Raw genomic sequence first — 1,320 nt, 5'->3', positions numbered from 1 at the left:
GGGACTGTCAGGAATTTCGTGTGGGGGCGGCCATAGTGGATCCGAAGGAGGTTCCCGATGGCACGACGCAAGGCACCCCGTATCCCTGACGCGCTCCCGGATCAGCTCCTGGCCGAGGCCGATCCGAAGACGGCGTTCGAGGCCGACGGCCTGCTGGATGAGCTGAAGAAGGCCCTGGCCGAGCGGGCGCTCAACGCCGAGATGGACCACCATCTGGCGGGCGAGGAGGCCGGCAACATGTGCAACGGCTACGGTCGCAAGACGGTCACGACCGAGACAGGCCGGATCGAGCGGGCGATCCCGCGCGACCGGCAGGCGACGTTCGATCCGTAGCTGATCGCCCGCTATCAGCGCCGCTTCCCGGGTTTCGACGACAAGATCATGTCGATGTACGCCCGCGGCATGAGCACCCGGGAGATCGTCGGGCACCTGCGCGAGCTCTACGGCATCGAGGTCTCCCCCGACCGGATCAGCGCGGTGACCGACGCGGTCCTGGAGGAGGTCGCCGCTTGGCAGGCCCGGCCGCTGGAGCCGGTCTATCCGATCGTGTTCTTCGACGCTCTGCGGATCAAGGTGCGTGACGAGGGCGTCGTCCGCAACAAGGCGGTCCACATCGCGCTGGGCGTGCGCGCCGACGGCTCCAAGGAGGTCCTCGGCTTGTGGCTGGAGCAGAACGAGGGCGCCACGTTCTGGTTGCGGGTCATGAACGAGCTCAGGAACCGCGGCGTCGAGGACGTGCTGCTGGCCGTAGTCGACGGCTTGAAGGGCTTCCCCGACGCGATCCGGGCGGTGTTTCTCGAGGCGCTGGTCCAGACCTGCATCGTCCACGGCCTCGCGCCACAGCCTCGACTTCGTCTCCTACAAGGACCGCAAGCTCGTGGCCGCCGCGCTGAAGGACATCTACCGCGCGCTCGATGCCGCGGCTTTCGAGGCGGCCTTGACGGCCTTCGAGGCGGGCGCGTGGGGTCAGCGCTACCCGGCCATCGCCCAGAGCTGGCGGCGAGCCTGGGGCGAGGTGATCCCGTTCTACGCCTTCCCCGGCGAGGTTCGTCGGATCCTGTACACGACGAACGCCATCGAGGCCCTGAACGCCACCCTGCGCCGGGCCGTGCGCGCCCGCGGTCACTTCCCGACCGACGAGGCCGACCTGAAGCTGCTCTACCTGGTCTTGAACCGCTCCGAGAAGGCGTGGACGATGGCCTCGCCTGAGGTGGTCATGGCCAAGGCGCAGTTCGCCGTCATCTTCGGCGAGCGCTTCACAAGGGCCATGGCGGCCTGATGTTCAACACGCCGCCCCCACACGAAATTCCTGACACTCCC

At 67.8% G+C, this 1,320-nt stretch carries 1 pseudogene; it reads left to right on the top strand.

From position 1 onward, the window contains the following. Positions 1 to 57 precede the first annotated feature (57 nt). Positions 58 to 1,279, top strand: a pseudogene (locus AC1DXK_RS30990) (IS256 family transposase). Positions 1,280 to 1,320: the final 41 nt, after the last annotated feature.

The sequence above is a fragment of the Methylobacterium sp. P3_A11 genome (assembly GCF_056403155.1).
This window is presented reverse-complemented; position numbering and strand designations above follow the sequence as displayed.